The following is an 18,534-nucleotide window of genomic DNA, read 5'->3' on the forward strand; positions in this document are numbered from 1 at the left end:
TCGATTATTCGTATACAAGCAGCGTCTGAATCACGTCGGGGCGCTTATTATCGACCATGGCATACGCGTCCGCGACTTGATCGTAGGCAATGCGGTGCGTGATCAAGTTATCGAGCTTGAGCTTGCCGAGCAGGTCGACGCAGGCTTGGCGCTTGCGGTCATGATTCCACATATGGCGGATTTCCGGATTGATCTCGTTCGTCTGCGAGGAACGGATCGTGACCCGGTTATGGTGAAATTCCTCCGAGAAATCGATGTCGGTCGCCGGCCCTTGGTACCAGCCCATGGCGGTTATGACCGTATCGGGAGCGGCGATTCGAATCGCCTGATGAAGCGCGCGGTGATTGCCCGTCGCCTCGATCACGACGTCTGCGCCTTTATTCCCCGTCTCCTTGCGGATCGCGAACGCGACATCGTCGCATTCCAGCGGGTTGAAGACGAGGTCCGCCCCGTTCTCCAGCGCCGTCTGCAGTCGTTTCTCCACGGTGTCGATGCCGATGACCTTGAACGCGCCGGACAGCTTGGCCATTTGGAGCAGCAGCTGGCCGATGAGCCCGAGACCCGAGATGACGACGGTGTCCCCGAGTTTGATCTTCGTATCCAGAATGCCGTTATACGTCGTCATCAGGTTCGTCAACATGATGCCGTGCTCGGGCTTGATGTCCGGCGGCAGCTTGACGACCCCTCCGTCTGCCCGTTTCACGTATTCCGATTGATGGGGCGCGTCCGAATAGACGATATCCCCAGCTTCGAACTGCTTCACGTCGCTTCCGACCTCGACGACCTTGCCCACGTTCGCGTACCCCATGTACCAGACGCCGGGGTCGCTGCTGCGAATCGGATATTCCCAGGTGTCCGACTGCTCGGCGTCGACAAACAACCGAACGTCGTAATCGCTTTTTCTTCTGAAGAACGGGGCCACTCCCCGATAAACGTTCATTTCCGTGCCGTGACTGATACCCGAATACATCGTTTTCACGCGAATCTGATCGCTTCCCAAGGGCTGCGAAGCGGCTTCCTCCACGCGTAGCTGCCTTGGCCCGTCGTATACCATGATCTTCATGTCGTTCAACCTCCGATTGAATGATTGCTCCATTATGGATAAGTCTATTGATAAGTCCCTGTCGGGACGTATCGGCATGGGTAATGGGCGGCATTCGGATGTTAGGCCGAATGCCGCCTTCTGCTGGAATCGCGCGAATCTTAATGGCGACCCCGATCCATTTCGAAGCTGCGCTTATTTGTCTTTGCCGTCGTGCTTAGAAGGAACAACGACGGTGAGGGTACCCGTCCGAGCCTTGCTGCCGTCCGAAGTGCGGGTAATTTCCAGCACGAGATCGACTGCCTTGTCGTTCCCGGAAGGAGATACCGTGCCGTCCAGACCGATCACGTTCTTCTTGCTCGTGCTGACGATCGCAACCGTGTACCCTTGCGGAACGGTCGGAAGCGTCAGCTTCGTCGCGCCTTTCGCGGGAGCCGCGATCGCCGTAATTCCCGCTGCTACGCTTGCAGCCGTCGCAGGCTCGCCGAGCAGCACTGCCTTGCCCCATTTCTCGCGGTTCTGGGCATTGCCGTCCACGCCGTTCCACATGAACTGGCGCTCGCGGTTCTTGACGCCCGCGTCGTCGAAGCCGATGTCGAATCGGATTTCCTTGCCCGACTTCGCGTCGGTCACGTTCAGACTCGCCAGCGGAATCGCGGCTTCGATCACATAGCCTTTGCCATCGCTATCCTTGACGACGGCCATGTCGACCGGCTTCTGCTGCGCGCCGTTATACCAATAATATTGGGGCTCGCCGTCCTTCAAGGCGCCTGCCAGCACAAGCTGCGTATCCTTTAATTGAATGGAGCCGCCCTGCTCCACGTTATCCGGGCCGACGAAGATCTCGACCGCGTCTCCGTCCCATATCCATTCACCCGTGTTGACGTTCGTCATCGGCGTGGAATCGATCATATGCGCGTACACGTACAGATTGTTCGCGTCCCATGCCAACCGCATATCGGCCGATACGCCCGGCTTGCCCGTACCGAGCACACGGTCCAGATCCGTGAACGAGATCGTTTGGCCAGCCGGCCAGGACGCATCCAGCACGCCGTCGATGACGATCGGAGCGGCAGCCTTCGGCGCGTTCAGCACTTTATGATCGTCCCGCTCGCCCTGGCCTGGCGTGAACGCATATTGATAAGGCTGCTTGTTGCCGAGCACCAGATCGTAGATGCCGTAGTTGGTCTGCATGACCGAGCTGAGGAAATCCTTATACGGACGATCCGCGACGTTCAGCAGTCCGATGGCGCCGGATTCCCCGTTCAAGCCCTGGAACCACCTTCCCGTCGGCGCTTGGTCCAGATAAGCGAACCAATGCGTGCCGACTACGTAACCCGAAGCGGCCGCCTTCTCGACGTAATTGCGGTACATCAGTCCTTTGTCATGCTCGTTATCCGCCATCCGCGCGCCGAACGTCAGTCCCTCCGTAGGTTCGCCGTAATGGAATTCGGAGAAAATCATCGGTTTGCCGCCGGATTGTTCGTACATCGTCTTGATCCGGTCGAGATTCAGATCATAGGTATAGTAGTTGTACGTGAGGACGTCCAAATACTTTCCTGCCGCCGTAGCCAGATAGCCTCGCAGCTTATCGTCGTTCATCACGCCAGCGAGCCAGCGGTCGCCGATGATCATGTGGTTCGGATCCGCTTTGCGGAAGGCAGCCGCTACCGTGCCGTAATAGGCGTCGAGATAAATCTGCGTGTACGCATCCATATCCTTGACGGCGGCATCCGTCGTCACGGCAAGGCTCTTCTCGTACAACGCGTCGAAGCTTGCCGCGGACTCGGACCACGCCGCATTGAATGCCGCGATGTCTCCGGCGTACTTGTCTTTCAGCATGTCGACCAATCGTTTCTTCGAACCGGCCTCGCTGGCCTTAGCCGCCGGGATCGCCTTCTTGATTTGGTCGAACGGCAGTTCATTGCCGAACATGTAACCGACCAGAGTCGCATCGTCCTTCCGGGCGGCTAGTCCCGAGAATGCCGCATCCATCTCGGCCGCCAGCCCCGGCTTGAAAATATCGTACAGGCCGCTGCCCGGAATCGGCGCGCTCGGCAGCGACAGCCAGCCAACGCTCGGGAAATTGATGCTTCTGCCGTAGTTCTCCGTCGACCATGCGCCTTCTCCGGTGAAGCCCCATTTCTTGACCCGGTCTACGCTCTCGTAATAATACGCTTCCTGATCGAAAGGTTCTCCGGTCTTCCGAATCCGGTTGGCCACATAGTACGAGAAGTTGTTCCCGTTCGGATCCAGATAAGCCGTCGCGTAGGTTCCGTCTTTCTCGTAGGGAGGCAGCCATTCGTAGGCGTACTCGCGGCCGGTAACCTGCGTGTACGTCTCGCCGACGTAGCCGATGCCGTTCACGCCCAAGCTGAAATACAGATTGCCGATCGGATCGACCATGACGCTCTTGCCGTTCAGCTTCTGCGTATGGAAGAAACCGGTCTGCGTCAGCCCGTATTTGGCCTTGCTGTCCGGAAGCCCGCCGTAACTATCCCGCTCCGGCGGGGTCAAGCCGTCATAGTACGTTTGGTCTGCGGCAAGGTCGGCCTGCAGCTGCGCTTCGCTCGTCACTTTCCCCGCGAACGCCGCGCTCTTGATCTGGCCGAACGTATCCACGATCTCGTCCGCCGCCGACGTGTAGGAGAACGTCTGCTTCAGGCTGTCCCGCTTGCCGTCTTTCTTCGCGTAGGCGGTCAGATGCGTCGTATGTTGAATGTCGATCGGGCCGTCGTAGGCCAGCTCCTGACCGTCATCCAAGCTGTAGTAAATGCTGGCGCCCTCTGTCCGCGTCGTCAGGTTCACCTCGATCGGACCGTCGATCTTCTTCGGCCCGGGATCGGCCTTCACGGGAGCGGTGTTCACGTTGACCGCGACGCTCGCGACCTGCGTGGCCCAGCCTTCGCCGTTCTCGCCGTTGTTGGGCAGCACGATCTTCAAGTACCGGCTGCCGGACGGAATGCCGTAAGCCTCGTAGACGGTCATGGGCCAGCTGCCCGAAGCCGGGTTCGCGAACTTATAGGCTTCCAGCGCGACTTCCGCGTACGTAACGCCGTCCGCCGATACGAGCGCCTTCAGCGGCGAAGGCTTCCGATCCGACCAATTGTAGCTCGGAATCGAGAACGAAGAGATGTCGTAAGCCGTCTTGTAGACGACATAGCCATCGTCCGGCGACGTTCGCGTTAACCGGGCCGTATCCCCTCCGAAGGAAGCCGCGTTGCTTCCGTCGATGCCGATATTGCCCGACTTCTCGAGCGTCGCGGAGAAATCGTCGTCCACGAATCCGCCTTCCAGCGGCACGACGGTCTGATTCTTGATCCGGAACGGACCTCCGGCAACCCAAGCCCCCGTATCCCCCTGCTCGAAATCCGCGTTGTCCAGCAGATTCGGCCCGTCTCCCTCGCGAACGGACACGTCGTCGACGTAGACGGTCGCGGGCGAGCCGCTTCCGTCGACGTCCGCAATCTGCGCATGGTACGTGCCGGAAGCGCCCTCGGGCACCGTGAATTCGTTGCCGACGGCTGCCCAGTCCTCGGTCGCGGTGTGCTTGTTCCACGCTAAAACGCCGCTCCAATCCCCCTTATGCAGAACAAGCGCCACATCGCCCTTGCCCTTCAGCCATGCGCCGAAACGGTAGGTGTGACCCGCTTCGAGCGTCACGTTCTGATTCGGTCCCGCGTAGGTCGGCGTTCCGCTCATCGCGCCTTCCAAGGACCAGCTGCCGCTATGCGCGTCTGGTGCCTGCGAAGATGGCGGATTGCCGCCTCCGTCGCCCGCGTCTCCCCAATCGACGCCGCCGATCTCGCTTGTCGGCACGAAGCCGATATTATCCAGATAGACGGCATCCCAGACCCCGTTCGGCGTGCGGTCGTCGTTCGGATCGATCTGGAATTTCACCGTGCCGCCGGACGGCACCGCGACAGGGATATTAAGCACACGGTACGTCGTCTGATGCGTGCGGTCCACATTAGGCAGCTTGACATGGGATGCCTTTCGTACATTATCCACGTAGACCGACACATAGATGTCCCCGTCAGGCGGAGCTTGGTAGCGAACCATCAAACCGCCCGCTTCCGGCGAATTCGCGAGCGATACCGCCGCTCCAGGAAAGAACAGCGATGCGTTCTGGCGGCCGGATGCCCACGGGTTGCCGTAAGGTCTCGCCTGCGTTCCGGACGGCTGCGTGAAATCGCCCGCTTCCGCTTCCAAGAAGGCCGTTCCCGCCGGATATGTCGCCGTCGGCACGGCAGCTCGCGGATCCGGCGTGACGCCTGACGGATTCCACAGCTGCTGGAATTTCGCCGAGGCTTCGGGGAACTTGACCGTATCGTACAGGTCATGATTGCCGTCGCCCGCCGGAACGTTGAAATAGACGTTCCAGATGACGTTGTTCGTGCTCATCCAATCGTACATCTGCTCCACGTAGTACGCGTTATCCCCGCCGCCGTGGCCATCCTCGCGCTCCACGATCCCCCATTCGGGAATGGCGATCGGCTTGCCGTTCGCATCCGCGAAGTCCGCGAGCATCTTCAGTCCCCAATTGTTGTTATACAAGTTCGCGGTCCAGGCGTTCTGCTGACGCGTCAATCGTTCTGCAGCGGTCGCCCCGTCCGGATAAGGATACGTTTTGGCGTCCCACGACTGATCGTACGTATCGATGCCTACGGCATCCACGTAGTCGTTGCCGGGATAAGCGTTCGCCAGGTCCACGCCCCAGATATTCACGGTCGGATTCCAGACGAATTGAAAATGCTGGTTCGGCACCGATCTCAGCGTCGTGACGAACTGCCGGAACGTCTCCGCGAACCTCGCTTCGCCCACGGGTACGCCGTCGGGATCCTTGAATACGGAGTAGTCGTACCAATTGCCGTTGAATTCGTGACCGAACCGGATGACGGCGTTATCCATCCCCGCGTTTACGAGGTTGACGCCCAACTGGTAGTAATGCGAGTTATAGGATCCCGCTGCCGCATCCTTGAGCGTTCCTTGTCCGTTCGGGAACGGATAGGCGGCCCAGACCATTTTGTTCTGCCATGGCGTGCCCTGCCAATAGGACAGCCGGTCCGCGCCTTCCAGCTGACTCCAATTCTGATTCAGCAGAAAATCCTCGGCCACGTAGGCGCTCTTGTTGATCCATTCCGAGAAATCCGTAATCTGCCCCGGCTGCCGGTCCCAATGGTAGACTCCCAGATTCTTCGCGCCTTCCGTCGACGGATTCGGCGGAGGGGTCGACGCATCCTTCGCGATCGTGAAGACGGAACCCCAATCTCCCTGCCAGTCGCGGTTCCCCTTCTCGAAGTCCGGATTCGCCAGCAAATTGGCCGCCCCACTATCGCCGGTACCCAGATAGGCATCATCGACGTAGATCGTGCCTGTCGTATAGGCATTATCGATGAGTTCGAATAAAATCAAGCTCTCGCCGGCGCTGTCGAAATTCATGCTGACCTGCGTCCATTCGTCCGTCGCCGTAAAGGTCTGCGCAGCGATCGGCTGCCAATTGCCGTTCAGCATCCGCAGGGAGATTTGACCGCTTCCCCGAAGCCAGACGCTTGCCGTGTAATTCGTTTGCTGCGTAACCGTCGGATATTGAATCATATACTTCCAGTTGTTTCCCGAACCGAGTATCCCTTTGGCCATCCAGGTTCCGCTGTGCGCGAGATCGCCGGATAATACTGACGGGGCGCTGTCCGATTCGGTCTCGGCACCATTCGCGTACCCTAGATTCATGGGCAGCAGCATGACAAGCGCCATCATGAGCGCGAAGAGCTTTCTTTTCACGTTCGAAGCCTCCTTGTTTGTACTTGCTTTTATTAAAAAGCGATACAGGTTGAAGATCTTTTCAAACGAGGGTTGCTCCGCATCGACCGCAAATCAGTATGTTAACCGCGCTTTTAGAACGCCGCTTCTATGATCCGCGCACTGTAAGCCTGCGGCAGCTTCACCGTCAACACGCCGGACTCGCGATCCCACCGTTCGATCGTCTCGACCGCTGAAGCCGGATAAGCGCCTGTGAGCGAAAGCTCGCGTCCTTGCAGCATCGGAAGCGGTATCGCCATCTCCGCCGTATCGCTGTTCAGCCGCCAGACGGCAAGCAGGACGCGATTGCCCTTGACCAGCTGCAGACAGGCCCAGTCGCTATACGCGGTCGCGATGCCGAGCGGCCAGTAAGCGACGGCTTCGGCGAGGAATTCCCGGACGGTCTTGTAATAGCCGATGGCTTCGCGCACGAGCTCCCTGCCCGTCTCGCTGACTTCATGCAGCTGCCCGCCCAATATGATGCGAAACGGAATGACGTTGACCATATTGAAAATAACCGCTTCGTCGTCCGATTCCTTCAACGGATATGCCCACACCCCCGCCTGCTCCGGCGGAACAAGGGACGGGCTTGCCGCGGCGATCATGCCCATTAATCGATAGTCCATCTGATCGCTCACGGACTGGAGGCTGAATCTGGAGAGCGTCGCGTAATCCATCCGCATGCCTCCGCTTGCGCATGCTTCCACAATGAGATTCGGATGGCGCTCGAACAAGCGCTCCGCCCAAGCCAGATAAGCCCGGTTGTGCGCCAGCAGCCCGTCGCCCGCGCTGTCCGCGTCGGCATCCGTTCCGATGCCCGCGTTCTGGTTGTAATCGAATTTGAAATAGCCGATGCCGAATTCCCGGACAAGGCGGTCGACCGTCTCGTCCGCATGGCGCACGACTTCCGGATGACGGTAATCGAGCTGATAACGGCCCGCGTCCACGACGCGTCTTCCCCGTCTGCGGAAGAACCAATCATCCCCGGCTTTCTCCGCCAGCGGGCTGACCGTATCCACGGATTCAAGCTCCAGCCATAGCCCCGGCACCATGCCCTTGGACTTGATGTAGCCGATCATCGCCCCGAGCCCGCCCTCGAACCTGTCGTCTGCCGGAAGCCATTCGCCCAGGCCGTCCTTGTACCATCCGGCGTCGATGCAGAAGATCTCGCAGCCCGACTCGGCGGCGGCATCGACGAACGGCACCAGCTTGGCGGTGGTCGGATTGCCCCATAAGGCATGCATGAAGTCGTTGAAAATAACGGGGAGCCTGCGATTATCTTCGGCCGGACGGCGGACATGCCGCAAATACCCGGTCAATTGCTGCGTTGCTTCCGTGAAACCGCCCCGAATCGCGCCGGCGACAACAGGTACCGACTCGAACGTCTCGCCCGGCTGCAGCATCTTCGTCCAATGGCTCTCGTTCTCGCTCGGTCCGCTCAGCCGGACGTACAGCTGGTTGACCTCCGCATCGCTGACCTCCCAGTGCCAGGAGCCGTTATGCTCGATTTGCCAGAACAAGCAAGAGCCGGCCTCCGTATTCTCCAGGACCGCCATCGGCATATGTTCGTAAGACGACCACGTTCCCTGGGAGTTGACCAACAAACGGTTCACCGAATGATGGAACACGCGAGAAAGTCCCCACTCCGGCAAGGTATGGTTCTGCCACTGCACCTCGCCGCACCATGAATTGCGCGGGATATGCAGCCGCATTTTCTCGTCCCACAGCTTCTTGCCTTCCTTGCCCGCCCCGTTATAAGCAAATGAAGAGACATACTCGACCGGCAATTCCTCAGGCCCTTCGTTCCTTAGCTCCGTCCAGCACTTGGCCAGCGGGCGTCCTTCATAGAACCGATAATGGCTGATGACGACCATGCCCGTCTTCTCGTCGAATTGTTCGATGCTCAGCCGGCTTCCGCCTTCAAGACGGTTCAGCTCATGCGACCGGTACTTCAATCGCCCGCCCGGCAATGTGCCGACATGCTTCAGCCCATGGTGGATGAAGCCGTTCTCGCCCGTGCAGTGAACGTCTACGATCCGCCGGTTCGCGTACGATTTGTCGTCCAGTTCCTCCCCTTCGTATTGAAAAGGGGCAAAGTGAAGCAGCTTGACCGCTTGATCGTCGCCGACTTCAACTACGAGCCGCAGCTCGCCCTCGGTGTGTTCTATTCTTCTGCCAGCCATATCGAATCTCTCCACCCTTGCAATTGTTTACTAGAAAGCTTCTCTCCCCCGAAAGCAGCCATGCCGCGATCTCAGGGGAGAGAAGGATTGAGGACGTTACGGTTGAACGATGGAGAAAATCGAGCCGAAATCGCCGCTCCATTGATTGTTATTGCCGCTTTCGAAGCCCGGATTGCTCAGCAGGTTCGTGCCGCTCGCGCCGATGCCCAGATAGGCATCGTCCATATAAAGCGTTCCGGACGAGCCGGTATTATCGATCAGCTCATAGATTAGCTGGGTCCTGCTTCCGCTATTGACGGAGAAACTCGCTTGCGTCCACGTGTTCGTCGCCATGAACGTTTGCGAAGCGACCTCCGACCAGTTCGACGCGTCCAGCACGCGAAGCGATACTTGCCCGCTTCCCTTCAGCCAGACGCTCGCCGTATACGACGTATTCGTCGACACGACCGGATACTGCACCATGTACTTCCAATTCGTCCCGGAGCCGAGCACCGCTTTGGCTGCCCAGGTTCCGGCGTGGGCGTTGCTCGGCGGGGTCGTATCTTGAATGATGGAGAAGATCGAGCCCCAATCGCCGCTCCATTGATTGTTATTGCCGCTCTCGAAGCCCGGATTGCTCAGCAGGTTCGTACCGCTCGTGCCGATGCCAAGATAAGCATCGTCCATATAGAGCGTACCGGACGAGCCGGTATCGTCGATCAGCTCGTAGATGACCTGGGTCCGATTGCCGCTGTTGACGGGCAGGCTCACCTGCGTCCACGTACTCGTCGCCGTGAAGGTTTGCGAAGCGATCGGCGACCAGCTCGAAGCATCCAATACGCGCAGGGTCACTTGGCCGCTCCCCTTCAACCAGGCGCTTGCCGTATAGGACGTGTTCGCCGTCACGACCGGATATTGGACCATATACTTCCAATTCGAGCCGGAGCCGAGCACCGCTTTGGCCGACCAGGTTCCGCTGTGCGCCGTTCCACCGGCCGGAGGGGACGACGGCACGAAGCCGACGTTGTCCAGATAGACGGCATCCCATACGCCGTTCGGCGTTTGATCATCGTTCGCGTCGATCTGGAATTTCACCGTGCTGCCGGACGGAACCGCGACCGGGACCGTCAGCACCCGGTACGTCGTCTGCAGCGTGCGGTCCACGGCAGGCAGCTTGACGTGGGAAGCCTTCAGGACATTGTCCACGTAGACCGATACATAGATATCGCCGTCCGGCGGAGCCTGGTAGCGAACCATCAGGCTGCTGGCTGCCGGCGCATTCGGAATCGATACCGCAGATCCAGGGAAGAAGAGCGAGGCATTCTGCTTGCCGGATGCCCACGGGTTGCCGTAAGGTCTCGCCTGCGTGCCCGCCGGCTGCGTAAACGTGCCCGATTCCGCCTCCTTGAATACCGTTCCAGCCGGATACGTTACCGCCGGATTGGCCGGGCGGGGAGTCGGAGTGATGCCGGACGGATTCCACAGCTGCTGGAATTTCGCCGATGCTTGCGGGAATTTGACGGCGTCGTACAGATCATGGTTGCCGTCTCCCGCCGCTACGTTGAAATAGATGTTCCAGATGACGTTGCGCGTGTTCATCCAGTTGTACATTTGTTCCACGTAATACGGGTTATCCCCGCCGCCTTGGCCGTCATCGCGCTCCGCGATGCCCCATTCCGGAATGACGATCGGCTTGCCGTTCGTATCCGCGAAGTCGGCGAGCATGTTCAAACCCCAGTTGTTATTGTACAAGTTCGCCGTCCATGCGTTCTGTTGACGCGTCAACCGTTCGGCAGGCGTCGCTCCGGCCGGATACGGATACGTATTGGCGTCCCAGCACTGGTCGTACGTATCGATGCCGACCGCGTCCACGTAACTGTTGCCGGGATAGGCATTCGCCAAGTTGACGCCCCAGATGTTGACGGTCGGATTCCAGACGAATTTGAAATGCTGGTTCGGCACCGAGCGCATCGTCGTGACGAACTGCCGGAAGCTCTCCGCGAATCGCGCTTCGCCCGCGGCCACGCCGTCCGGGTCTTTGAAGACGGAGTAAGCGTACCAGTTGCCGTTGAATTCGTGACCGAATCGGATGATGGCGTTGTCCATGCCCGCGTTCACCAGATTCACGCCAAGTTGGTAGTAATGCGAATTGTACGATCCCGTTGCCGCGTCCTTAAGCGTGCCTTGTCCGTTCGGGAACGGATAAGCGGCCCAAACCATCTTGTTCTGCCAAGGCGTGCCCTGCCAATACGACAGACGGTCCGCGCCTTCCAACTGGCTCCAATTCGAATTCATTAGGAAATCCTCGGCCAAGTATGCGCTTCCATTGATCCATTGCGAAAAATCCGTAATCTGTCCCGGCTGCCGATCCCAATGATAAACGCCGATATTCGCCACGCCCGCAGGGGTCGCAAGCGCGGAATGGGTTGGGAGGAACGGCAGCATCATCGCCATTCCCAGCAGCATCGCAAGCCATTTCTTCTTCATAACAATCTCCTTTGCTTTTCTGAATTTGTCATGTCCATTGCTTGAAAGCATGTTGCGGCAACTGTCCTAGCAAGCGGATACGTGTGCGAGCATCACCTCCCCAAATGAAAGGCTTGCAGCCTCTTCCCCGTTGCTGCAAGCCTTGATTCGTCTGCCCGGGCAGACGTCACGCTTGTTATTCCTTCACGCTGCCGAGCACGATTCCCTTGACGAAGAAGCGCTGCAGGAACGGGTAAACCAGCAGGATCGGAAGCGCGCCAAGCACGATCTGGGCCGCCTTGCTCGTACGATCCGAGATGATGCCCAGCAATTGCACGTCTTTCGGGTCCAAATGCGTAAAGTCCATCTGAATGACGACGGTTTGCAAATAGCTGGATAACGGATAATGCTCGACCTTGTTCATCAGGATCAGTCCGTCGAACCAGGAATTCCAATGTCCGACCATCGTCAGCAGCAGAATCGTCGCGAGCGCCGGCGTCGAGATCGGCAGATAAATCTTCCATAGCGTCGTCCAGTGGCCCGCGCCGTCGATAAACGACGACTCTTCCAATTCCCGAGGCAGCCCGCGGAAGAAGTTCAGCAGCAGGATGACATTGAAGACGGGAACCGCGCCGGGCAGCACGAGCGCCCAGACCGAATCCAGAATGCCGACCTCCTTGATCGTCATATACCAGGGAATCAGTCCCCCGTTGAACAACATCGTGACGACGAAGATCCATACGTAGAAGGTCCGGAAGCTCAAGGAACGTTTTTCCTTGGACAAGGCATAGGCCAGCAGGCAAGTCATCAGCATGTTGAGGCCAGTACCGAGCGCTACTCTGACGAGCGTATTGCCGAACGTTTGCAGAAAAATCTGGCTATTCAGAATATATTTGTAGGAGCTGAGCGTAAAATCGACCGGCCAAACGCTTACTTTGCCCGCGACGACCGCCGAACTTTCGCTGAAGGAAATCGCCACGGCATTGACGAACGGCAGCAAGCACAGCAGCGACAGCCCGATCAGAAACACATAGTTGCAAGATAGAAACACGCGTCTTCCCATGGATAGTTTAAGCATCACAGCGTTCCCTTCTAGAAAATGCGATAGTTGGCGAAGCGGTAAGCCAGCCAATAGGATACCGAGATGAGGATAAAGGAAACGACCGATTTGAATAACCCGACTGCCGTGGCGAGACTGTATTGGAAATTCTCCAGCCCCATTCGGAAGATCATCGTATCCAAAATATCCCCGGATTGATAGACGGACGGGCTATATAGCACGAATACCTGATCGAAACCGGCATTCAACACGTTTCCGAGACTAAGAGTGGCGAGCAGAACGATAATCGGTCTCATGCCCGGCAGCGTAATATGGTACGTTTGCTTCCAACGATCCGCCCCGTCGACGATTGACGCTTCGTAGAGAGAGGGGTTGATGCCCGTAATGGCAGCCAAATATACGATCGTATTGAATCCGAATTCTTTCCATACGTCCGTACCGACGAGCACGCTCGGAAACCAATGGTTGCTGCCGAGAAAGTAAATCGGCTTGATGCCGAAGTTCTGCAGCACGGAGCCTACGATGCCTTCCGTCGGCGACAAGATATCGACAAGAACGCCTCCTAGGATGACCCAGGACAAGAAATGAGGCAAGTAAATCAAGGTCTGAATTCCTCGCTTAATGAACAACCGATTCACTTCGTTCAACAAGAGCGCGATGATAATCGGAACGATGAGCCCCGCGATAATTTTCATCGATGCGATAAAGACCGTATTCCACATGACCTGACCGATGCCTGGCAGCGTGAACGCGGTATGGAAATTCGCGAATCCGACCCACGGCGACCCGAACCAGCCATTGAAGGGAGAAAATTTCTGGAAAGCAAGCACGAGCCCGACGAGCGGGGTGTAGCTGAATATAAGCACGAAGATCAAACCCGGCCAAACCATCATGTGCAGCGGCCACTCTCTCCACCATTTTGATGCTGTCATCTCTCTTTGCACCGCCTTCTTGCTATTAATCGGTGGAAGGCGCGGGATTGATCGTCCCTCGCCTTCCCGAACCTCATGCTGCGAACTATTTGTTTACCAGTGCATTGACTTCCTTCGTGATTTGATCGCCGCCGATTTTATTCCAATCCGCGACGAACTTATCGAAATCGTCGATCGGGGCCGCTCCCATGATGATTTTCGTGAACGTCTCCTTCTCGAGCTTCTCCAGAGCAGCGCCTTTCTCGCCCATCGACTCGGTCTGGCCGGCCAACGGACTCGTCTCGATCAGCTTGTTGTCATAGTAGCCCAGCATCACCTTGAAGGCTTCGAATTGCATTGCCTGCGGCCAGAACTCCATTTTCTTGGTCTTCGTGTACTCGCGGATCGGCTCGAATTTATCGGTTTCCGCCAGCATCTTCTTGGCGATTTCGGGGTCGTCCTTATCGATCGCGTCTTTGAGCAGACGGACCGAATCCGCGACGATATCGCCGCCTGCGCCCGTGCCTACGAAGGCGAAGTGATAATTCTCGATCCGGTCTTCGCCCTGCATGACGACATTGAAGGGCGAGTTGGGATCAACCGGTTCCTGGTAGAATTTCTCGACCTGCATATTCAGCATTTTGATCGCGGCTTCCGGACTTCCGTATCCTTTGCTGACGCCCGTGTAAGGTCCGAGCGGGAGCCCTGCGCCGCCCTTGGCGGGCTGGTCGTCGATGGACGGCAGCGCGAACGGCTTCCATTCCATCTCCGGGTTCTGCTTCATGGCGTCGATCAGCGGATAATACGGCAGCCAGTTCTCGCCGTATAACATGCCAAGCTTGTTGGCCGCGATGGATTCGCCGACCTTGCCGCCGTCCTTGACCCCGAATTCCGGATCGATCTGGCCTGCTTTGTACAGCTCCTGCATTTTGGCCAGCGCCGCCTTCATCTGCGGGCTCGTGCTGCCGTGGGTAACGGTACCGTCTTCGTTCTTGACCCAAATCGTCGGATAAGCATGGTACCCGTTCGCGAATCCGTCGAGCAAGGCAATCCCGCCGTTGTACAAATCCTTGCTCAGGCCCAGTCCGTACGTATCCTTCTTGTTGTCGCCGTCCGGATCCTTGTTCGTGAAGGCATCCGAGATCGCGAATACGTCCTGCATCGTCTTCGGCTCGGGCAGGTTCAGCTTCTTCAGCCAATCGGTGCGCACCCACAGCACTCTAGGGGAATAGAACGTTGCGCCTAGACTTGGAAGCGCCATCAGTTTGCCGTCGAACGTCGCGGTGCCAAGACCAAGACCGCCGTCGCTCTCCATGATCTTCTTGGTCAGCGGCGTGGCGTATTTGTCGTACGCCTCGGTCAGATCCGCCAGCTGCCCGGCGTCGACCAGCTGCTTGAGCTGAAGCGGGTTGAGCCAAAACATGTCGGGCAGGCTTCCCGAAGCGATCGCCACGTTCATCTTCTGGTCATAGCCCGACGGTCCACCTTCGGCCGTCCAGTCCGTCTTGATCTTGATGCCGAGCTTATCGAGATACTCCCGGCTCCAGACGTTGTTGTCCAGGCTGTCCCCCGTCTGGTATTTCCAGGCTTGGCTCGATGGCCAGGCGACCTTGATCTCGACGGGCGGATCGTACTTCGCCATCGGGTCCGCAGGTGCCGCTGTTTCATTATTTTTGGCATTGCCGTTGTCCGATGTCGACGCTTGGTTGTCGGCCGGAGCCGGCGTTTTGCCATTGTCCGCCTTGGAGCAAGCCGCGAGCACCAACGTCGCGGCAAGCAGCACGGATGCCGACTTGATTAACTCTTTGCGCATTTCTAATTCCCCCTATGGATGTTGAGAATGCTGTCCTCGGCTTCATTATAGAGCCCCCTCAGGGGCGCTTCTACTCGCCGATTTTTACTTCGGGGTATCTCTTTTATACTTCGCGGCCAGCCCGTCCCGGTAGTCCTGCGGGGTGGTTTCCGTCGCTTTCTTGAAGAAGCGGTAGAAGGACTGCTCCGACGTAAATCCGACCAGCTTCGAGATGTCCACGATTCGCAGCGTCTGCTCGGAGAGCAGTTCCCGGGCCCTCTGCAGGCGCGCGCCCGCAATGAAATCCGATAAATTCTCGTCGGTGATTTGCTTGTACAGCCGTGATAGGTAATAAGGATTGTGCCCGACGACCTCGCCGATCCGAGTCAGCGACAGATCGCCGGACAGCTGCTGTTTCACGTACCATTGCACGTGTTTGACGATATCGTTCTCCTGAAACTCCTGACTGCTCCGTTTGTTCTCGAACAGGCATTCCGCGAGCGAAGCGAAATGATTCATCGTCTCCGTCCAGCTGCGGTGCGGATCGAAGCGCGTCATCAAATTCAAGTCGAACTTGCCGGATACGGCTCCGTGCAGTCCCCATCGGTTGATGTAAGAGAGGAAGACGGTCGCCAGCGACAAGGCGATCTCCATGCGCAGGCCGTTGGCGGAACCATTCTGCGCATTCGCCAGGGATGCTAAGCTGGCGAAATCGGCAAAGAACTGCTGCTGCTCGCCGTTCTCCAAATAGGTTCCCAGCGACTGAAGCCGCTTCAAGCCCGACCGGATTTCGTGGTCATAGCCTTGGGGTAACGCGCGATCCTGCTGATTCCGATCGAATAGCAGCGATTCCTGGCCAAGCCCCGCCCCGAAATTAAGAAGCAGCTTAAGCGAGTCGAATTGCTCCGCCGCCTGCCGCCATTCCCGCCGCTCTCCCGCCATGGCCAGAGATAGCTTGAGTCCGAGCAGCTGTCTGCAGGTCATCTGGATCGACTCGGCGGTTCCGTGCGTAAAGCGGACGAACCGGGTCCATGCCGCCTCCGCCGCTTGGATTGCATGCCCTGAGAGCTCCTCCGCCGGCTGTATCAGCCAGACCACCTTGTTCTTGTCGAATGCGACCGACATCACTCGCGCGCCTGCGCTCCAGTACTCATCCGCAATATTGCGAATGGCATAGAGCAGCAGTTCCCGGTCCGCGGAGCTGTGATCATCCCGCCAGTCGTCTACCCTGCCGACGGCCAGCATGAGCGGGCTTTGCGCGGATAACGGAATCTGCAGCTCCTCGAATTTGCCTGGCAGCTGGCGAAGCGCCTGCGGTTCCCCCTGCAGCAGCGACCATAGGTATTCCTTATGAAGCAGCGTTCGGGTCGCCTGCATCTGCTGCATGGCCTGCTTCATCAACCGTTCCTTGCCCCACACCTCGTCCAGCATTCGGATGGCTTTGCCGACCGTATCGATGATTTTCTGCTCGCCTTCGGTCTTGAGCAAATAGTCCACGCTGTCGTGGCGGAGCGCCTGCTGGACATATTCGAAATCATTGTAGCCCGACAGGAAAATGATTTTACAGCTCGGCCATTGCCGATTGATCTCCTGCTGCAGCTCTAATCCGTTCATGCCAGGCATGCGGATATCGCTGAGGACGATATCGATCTTGGTTCTGGACATCAGCTCGAGCGCGCTGGCCGCCGTATACGACCCGTGCACCTCCAGCTCGAACTGGCTGGACTTGATGAACAAGTCGACCAGGTTGTCGACGATAAGCTTCTCGTTATCCACGATCAGCAGACGGTACATGCGAGCCCCTCCTTCGGGATGATTTACCAGATCGACTTCAGTTCATAGCCATGCAGCGAACGAATGCGGATGTTTCCCTCGCGAACATATAGGTCCACTTGCGGACCATCGGAATTCGGGAAAATCAGATCCGTGATCGCCACGCGCCCTTCGCCCGCGAAGACTTCGACGGAAGACGCGTCCAAGAAGATCCGCAGCCGTATCGCCCCGGCGACAGCGTGCAGCTCCGCATCGTGCTTGCAAGCGAAGTCGGGATGGAAGGACGTATCGCCGGAGAGCGTCCGGTCGACGTACAGGCGGCCTCGGGCACGATCGTATCCGATCACCGTTATCTCGCCGGACGCTCCGCGGATACGGAAGCCGAATTCGGCGCAATCGCCGCAATCAATCTCCGCTTCGATCTCCAGCGTATTCCCCGTAAGGCCTTTCAGAGCGAAGGGGTCTCCAGGGTTGACGATCTCTTGTTCGATATGGATAAGAGGAGTTCGCAACGCTTCCAATTCTTGAACCGGTTCCTGAATCAAACGGATGCCCTCCGGGCCGTTCCGAAGCTTCAGTACTCGCGGAAGCGTCATTGCGCTTCTCCAGCCGGAGGTCGGCGTCTCGTTCGCGTATTTCCAGTTGCTCATCCAGCCGATGAACAGTCTCCGCCCATCTCCCGACGGGACGTCGGACCAGGTCACGCCGGCGTAGTTGTCCCTGCCGTGATCCAGCCATAATACCTTGTCCGGAGCATTCTCGTTCGTGAATGAATGGCCATCGTAGCTGCCCACGAAGTACTGGGTACGCGAGCCTTCCGGCAGGTTCGGATCGGGGCCGATGCTGACAATCAGAACCCATCTGGATTCGCCATCGCTTCCTTCTACCGGCAGCTCGAATAAATCCGGGCACTCCCATACCCCGTCGTGGGAGCCTTCCGATGCGCCGAATTCGCCGCTTGGCGTCCAATCGAGCAAATTAGGCGAATGATACAACAGGACGCGGTCGCCCGCAGCAAGCACCATGGACCATCGTCCGCGTCCTTCGTCCCAGCTTACTTTGGGATCGCGGAAATCCGGGAACCGCTCGTCGGCCAGCACCGGATTACCGGCATGCTTCGTCCATGTCCTTCCCTGGTCAGCGCTATATGCCAGACTCTGGCGCTGCCTTGACCTTCCGGTATTCGGATCCTCGTCTTCGTGCGTGAAGATCGCCACTAGTCCGGAAGCGCCGCCAAAAAAACCGCTGGAATCCTGCCGATCGACGACCGCGCTCCCGGAGAAAATCCTTCCGTTAGCGTCCGGGTACAGCGCGATCGGAAGTTGCTCCCAATGTACGAGATCCTTGCTGACCGCATGACCCCAATGCATGGGTCCCCATACGCAGCTCTCGGGGTGATATTGATAGAACAGATGGTACTCCCCTTCGTAATAGACCATTCCATTCGGATCGTTCATCCAGTTGGAGGCCGGCGTAAAGTGAAATTGCGGACGGTACACTTCCTTATAAGCGGCTTCATTGAACATGAC

Annotated in this window: 9 protein-coding genes; all 9 read right to left on the reverse strand. The window is 58.0% G+C overall.

Annotated features, from left to right (window positions below; genetic code table 11):
* Positions 1 to 4 precede the first annotated feature (4 nt).
* The 9 genes from AC0YNU_RS22130 to AC0YNU_RS22170 all read right to left on the reverse strand — a co-directional run bounded on the left by AC0YNU_RS22130 (position 5) and on the right by AC0YNU_RS22170 (position 18,531).
* Positions 5 to 1,063: a zinc-dependent alcohol dehydrogenase gene (locus tag AC0YNU_RS22130; RefSeq protein ID WP_475760674.1), complete on the reverse strand. Its 1,059-nt coding sequence runs from the start codon at positions 1,061 to 1,063 to the stop codon at positions 5 to 7.
* A 174-nt stretch (positions 1,064 to 1,237) separates the two neighbouring features.
* Complete coding sequence (locus tag AC0YNU_RS22135) at positions 1,238 to 6,823, reverse strand: sugar-binding protein (protein WP_475760676.1); 5,586 nt, start codon at positions 6,821 to 6,823, stop codon at positions 1,238 to 1,240.
* 113 nt (positions 6,824 to 6,936) lie between these two features.
* A complete protein-coding gene (locus AC0YNU_RS22140; protein ID WP_475760678.1) occupies positions 6,937 to 9,024 on the reverse strand; it encodes a glycoside hydrolase family 36 protein in 2,088 nt (695 codons plus the stop codon).
* 96 nt (positions 9,025 to 9,120) lie between these two features.
* On the reverse strand, positions 9,121 to 11,490 hold the full coding sequence (locus AC0YNU_RS22145) for a carbohydrate binding domain-containing protein (RefSeq protein WP_475760680.1): 2,370 nt from the start codon (positions 11,488 to 11,490) through the stop codon (positions 9,121 to 9,123).
* A 175-nt stretch (positions 11,491 to 11,665) separates the two neighbouring features.
* Positions 11,666 to 12,550: a carbohydrate ABC transporter permease gene (locus AC0YNU_RS22150; RefSeq protein WP_475760682.1), complete on the reverse strand. Its 885-nt coding sequence runs from the start codon at positions 12,548 to 12,550 to the stop codon at positions 11,666 to 11,668.
* An 11-nt stretch (positions 12,551 to 12,561) separates the two neighbouring features.
* A complete protein-coding gene (locus AC0YNU_RS22155; RefSeq protein ID WP_475760684.1) occupies positions 12,562 to 13,461 on the reverse strand; it encodes an ABC transporter permease in 900 nt (299 codons plus the stop codon).
* An 85-nt stretch (positions 13,462 to 13,546) separates the two neighbouring features.
* Entirely contained in the window at positions 13,547 to 15,253 is a 1,707-nt protein-coding gene (locus AC0YNU_RS22160) for an extracellular solute-binding protein (protein ID WP_475760686.1), read from the reverse strand.
* 84 nt (positions 15,254 to 15,337) lie between these two features.
* Positions 15,338 to 17,026 (reverse strand): response regulator transcription factor, encoded by a 1,689-nt coding sequence (locus AC0YNU_RS22165; RefSeq protein ID WP_475760689.1) that lies wholly within the window; start codon positions 17,024 to 17,026, stop codon positions 15,338 to 15,340.
* A gap of 23 nt (positions 17,027 to 17,049) precedes the next feature.
* Positions 17,050 to 18,531: a glycoside hydrolase family 32 protein gene (locus tag AC0YNU_RS22170; protein ID WP_475760691.1), complete on the reverse strand. Its 1,482-nt coding sequence runs from the start codon at positions 18,529 to 18,531 to the stop codon at positions 17,050 to 17,052.
* Between the last annotated feature and the right edge of the window lie 3 nt (positions 18,532 to 18,534).

Source organism: Paenibacillus sp. J31P316 (assembly GCF_056269105.1).